This is a genomic window from Candidatus Hydrogenedentota bacterium (assembly GCA_012523015.1).
Lineage (GTDB): Bacteria > Hydrogenedentota > Hydrogenedentia > Hydrogenedentales > CAITNO01 > JAAYBJ01.
The window spans coordinates 1-4955 of sequence record JAAYJI010000182.1 but is presented as its reverse complement, the minus strand read 5'-3'; the positions used below and the strand labels follow the sequence as shown (position 1 = coordinate 4955).

The 4955-nt window shown below is 47.2% G+C and carries 3 protein-coding genes; 1 reads left to right on the top strand and 2 read right to left on the bottom strand.

What is annotated here, in order from left to right:
- Together GX117_08135 and GX117_08130 are read right to left on the bottom strand one after the other, a co-directional pair.
- Window positions 1-941, bottom strand: a 941-nt coding sequence (locus GX117_08135; GenBank protein NLO33308.1) for an aldose 1-epimerase family protein, incomplete at its 3' end; no start/stop codon positions are given.
- An 85-nt stretch (window positions 942-1026) separates the two neighbouring features.
- Entirely contained in the window at window positions 1027-2457 is a 1431-nt protein-coding gene (locus GX117_08130) for a hypothetical protein (GenBank protein NLO33307.1), read from the bottom strand.
- A gap of 364 nt (window positions 2458-2821) precedes the next feature.
- Here GX117_08130 and GX117_08125 point away from each other — a divergent pair.
- Window positions 2822-4955: DUF5011 domain-containing protein (locus GX117_08125; GenBank protein NLO33306.1), on the top strand; the 2134-nt coding region annotated here is incomplete at its 3' end.

Sequence of the window (4955 nt, the reverse complement as noted above, 5' to 3'; positions counted from 1 at the left end):
TCCAGTGTACACAAGCAGGGTTCGAAACCACAGACATATTCTTGTTCGCCCATTTGTTTCCACTGCACGAATCGGGGCAATTCCTTTTTGTTGTACGTAACATAAACGCCAAAACCCTTGTCAGGAAAGCCATCATTGATCATAGCCACAGTGACCTTGCCGTTACGGTCAGGTGTCAAGTCATGGTAGTAACACTTCTCTTGATAATTCGCCGTGGGAGCATCCATGACCGCCCAGTTTTCCATGCCCTTTTTCGCTGCGTCATCGCGTGGGGCAATCATAGCGCAAGGTGCCAGTATCCGCGATCCTTTATCAAGGGCGGGCCAGCCTATGTTGCAATGATAGAGCAGCATAACCCCTGTTTTTTTGAAACCTTCGTTGGTCAGCGTGTCATGGATAAAAAACTTGGATTCGCCCAAAGCGGCGCTGATTGTTCGGGTAAGGGTCAAGTTTTCGCCAAAGACAGAAGTTTCTCGAAGGGTTCCGCTCAGGCGCATCCAATAAGTATTGCCTTCCCAAGTTTGTGAAACTTGCACGTTTTTAGCGGGAATGTTGCTAATACGCCCATGCAACCCACTGCCGTCCAAGGCACTGTTGGGGCTCGGTCCGCCGGCACGGGAAAGGCCGCAGGTAGTCAAAAGTCCTCCGTGGAAACTGCGCAGCCACCGAAATCCCTCAGGCTCGAAATACTGAGGCGCAACGTGCCCCGTGGGAGATTGCCAGCCCATGGCACGGCCATAATGACTGGCAGCGCCAATGTCCATGCCTCGGTCAATTAAAACCGTGAATTCTAATCCACTGCCTGTTCGAAAAATAGCGGCGCGGCCGGGGCGTTCATTGCCATCTGCCAAGCTTACCATTTGAATACCGGCAACCTGATCCATTGCCCCGATACGTTTACGCAGCGCTGTTACTGAGTAGTTCTTGCCGTATAGTTGCATGACGTGCCTCCTGTCGAAAGGGCTTTGTACATTCTACGACTTAAAATCAGCGGGATAATTCACAAAGAATTAAAATTTAATTATTTTAGAAAGGGTCTTTTGTTTTCGCACGAGGAGCGCGGAAATAAAAGAGTGCGACCGCCGTTAAAAGCATGACCAAAAGGGTGACCGTTGTCGGAGTCGATACGGGCAGTTTAAGGGAAGGATCATACACATATTCAGCGCCATCACTCGTCGTCACCAAAGTGGTTTTGTTCGCCGTTACCGTCACGGTCACCGGATCGGGAGAATGGTAGCTGTCGATGCGGTTAAAAACGATGGTATATTCGCCCGGATCCAATTGTATGGCGTCACCATGCTTGTACCAGATGTCGGTACCTTCAAGTTTCCATTCTGCGCCGCTGTAAATAGCATCAGCAGGACTCACATATACCACGAGCCGACCATCATCACGAATCAGTCCAAAGGGGTTTGTGAAGGTAGTGCCGGCTGCTCCTTCCAAGCGTGCGCGCACATAGTTTCCGATACCTTCTGTATTTTTGTAGTCAAGCACAGGACCATAATGGACGACTTCACCCATGGAAATCCATACATAATCAGCATCAGGCAGATCTGCCCCGTCGGACATGGCATGAATGGATAAGGTGCCCGCCGTCTCATCATGGACAATTTCAGTGATAACGGGAACTTTATTCACATCCCATTCCATAGAATTTAAAACCGTGCCATGGGCGCTGAAATAATACTGTCCGTTCAACATGGCATTACGAATTTGGCTTTCATCTAAACTTTCAAGAAGAAACATTTCCCAGGAGACAGCAATCAGACGGGTTAGTCCAACATAGGGATAGTGCATATCATCATTGGCAAAGCCCCAAATGGGCCGTTCCGGCATCATGACACTTAATAAAGCATCCCATAATTGTTCATCCTGCGGATAGAGGTTCACATGATTAATGACTTCCATGCCTAAGAGCAAATCGGGCGAAAATGCGGTGAACCAATTTACATATTTCCGAATCACTTCATCGGGCACCAGTTTTTGTTTGTTAAGTTTCCAGTATTCGCCCGGGTGATTAATATGGGCAAGTCCGCCCTGTTCCTCAATTTCTGCGAGGGATTCTTCAAGGGAATGGAAATTAGAGGTATGGTTCACAAAATAGCCATTTAAATGGTTGTGATTGGAAAATTCGCAGCCGGGAATATCAAACAATCCAACATCTTCAGGATCACGTCCCCAGTTTTGCCAAGGATAAGAGATGCGCCGGTGATCCGTTAACGAGAGGATGTCGTAGTCTAAGCTGGCATAGGCATCAATGACCTCCTCAGGAGGAAGCATTCCATCGCTTTCCGTGGTATGGGTATGAAGACTCGCTTTATACTGGTTGATCAGTGACCAATCGATACCTTCATAGGGATTGATCAACGTTTGCGCCTGCGCAGGTGCGCAACAGAAAATAGAAAATGATACCAACAAGGCAAAGAGTCCACTATAGAGGGGATACGTGCGAAGCATAGGAAAGACCTCCCAAAAATGCTGCTGATGATACTAGCTAAGCCCAAGATCACAATTAAGGTTACAAGCTCATCTTAAAACATAGTCTCAGATGAATTCAATTATGTACTTCGAAAAAAGCGAAACAAAGTTATTGTGGCGTAGCACGTACACCTTTATAAATAGCTGGAGTTCCCATAGTTTTGACCAACTTAAAGATCGTAAAAGATGAGTGATCGCGAATCCTCTTACTAAAGTAATTGTGATATACTTTTATTTTACGATGAAAACTATTTTGTAAAGACTGGCCTTGTTAAAGAAGGGGCCCCATAGAAGAATACCTTTATTCTTTTTTTCTCAGACTAACCGGTGAAAGTGTTTGTGAATGATGAATCTATTTCAAAAAGAGATATCAGTTATTGTCAGCATGCTTATTTTGGGCTTCTGCTTTTCCTTTGCTCAAGCTCAGGATGACACCGGCAGTTTGAAAGTAATAATCAAACCGGCGGCGGCGGTCGAACAAGGCGCTAAATGGCGGCGCCTCAATACGGAAATTTGGTATGAAAGTGACGAGGAAGAGGAAGACGTTCCCAAGGGTTCGTACAGCATCGAATTCTTACAACTAGAGGGATGGTATGAGACGCCTTTGTATAAAGACGTGAGTGTCTCTAAAGGGAGACTGAAAAAAATAACCGTTACCCTTTCTCCCAAACCAATACCCGGTCCGGGGTTTGCCGGTTGCCGCGAACTAAATTATGGTTCGACCCCTTATGCGTCGCTTCCTATTTTTAATCCAACGATAGTCGGAGCGCCCGTGACCAGCTGGCCGGAAGGAAGCTATGAATTTTGTGGCATTATGGATACGGTCTATTGTTCGCTAAAACCGACTGTGTCTTTGGTTGATCCGCGCGTGAACGATTTTGCAGGACTTATTCAATGTTTCAATGGTGATATTAATGGTCCTTTGGATACTACAAAAGAAGTGCCTATAGGTCCCAACGGTATTCTTGACGGTTCCTATGAATTGGCTATCGCGGCGGCTGTACTTAATGATCCCCACCATGCCTTATATGCATCAGCAAAAGCGGCCTTTCAACATAATGTCAACGCTACAAAAGACTTGATTATCGAAGCCATGGAAAATGTGCCGGGCTATGGCAATTTACTGGATATATTGCGTTTGCCCGCACCCCATCTTATCCCGGGACTCGCCACACTGCTTTCCGGCTACGCCGTGTTGGGAGACGCTCAGACTGATGACGCTTTAGATGAATTATTTGTACTTCTCGAAGGTTTCGGCGTACAACTTATTGAGAGTGCCTTTAGTACACTGACCGAAAATGAACCGGAATTGGGTATGGAAGGGGATGCCAATAGAGATGGGTTCACCAATAGGCAGGTTTACACGTGGTATGTTGAAAAGTTAGGATATTCGCCGGAAGACTTTGTCCATGCCGCTATCACACCCGGTATCTCTCCCCCGGAACCCGAAATATATCTTGGTGGCGGCGGTCTTTATTCCAATCACAGCATCATTACTTTGGAGGTGGAGGTTGAATCGGGCACACCGATTGCCTACACGTGGTATAAGGATGACGTGTTGATTGCGGAGACCACGGAGGGTATATTGTCGATTGAGGACGCGTCAGCGGAAGACGAGGGAGAGTATTCCGTTGAAGTGTTGCTGCATCCCGGTTATGATGATTTCCAGACCATTATAATGATTGCTTCCGACAGGGTAGATGTGGATACCAATGGACCGACAATTATTTCTTACCCCATCGAATATCTTATTGATTTAAGTGAAGCCTGTAAGGTTTTGGTTCCCGATCTCACGGGAGAAGTCGAAGCCATGGACGATCGGTCCCCGGCAGATAAACTAATTGTTTCGCAAGAGCCTCTCCCCGGAACAATTTTCGCTCCTGACGAAAATATTTTTATCCTTCTTTCTGTTTCAGACGAAGCAGGCAACACATCTCAATGTACCGTGGACACCGTGGTGCAAGATATAACGGCGCCTATTATCACGCTTTTAGGTGAAGAATCACTTAGGGTTGAATGTGGTTCCGAGTATAGCGATGCCGGCGCGACCGCCCGTGACGCCTGCGACGGCGATTCGGAAGTGACCGTGGTCAATTCTGTAGTCACCTCTATTCTCGGTAGCTATACGGTATCTTATACTGTGAGCGACAGCTCTGGTAATGAAGCGATTGAAACGCGAGTGGTCATCGTAGAGGACACCACCGCACCTATCATCACACTTATAGGGGAAGAGACGGTTACCGTTGAATGTGGCGCGAGCTATAGCGACGCCGGCGCAACAGCCTTTGACGTCTGCGACGGTGATTTGGAAGTGACCGCAAACAATTCTGTAGACACTTCTGTTCCCGGTAGCTATACGGTATCTTTTACCGTGAGCGACAGCTCCGGTAATGAAGCGATTGAAACGCGGGCGGTGATCGTAGAGGACACCACCTCGCCTATCATCACGCTTTTGGGTGAAGAATCGCTTACCGTTG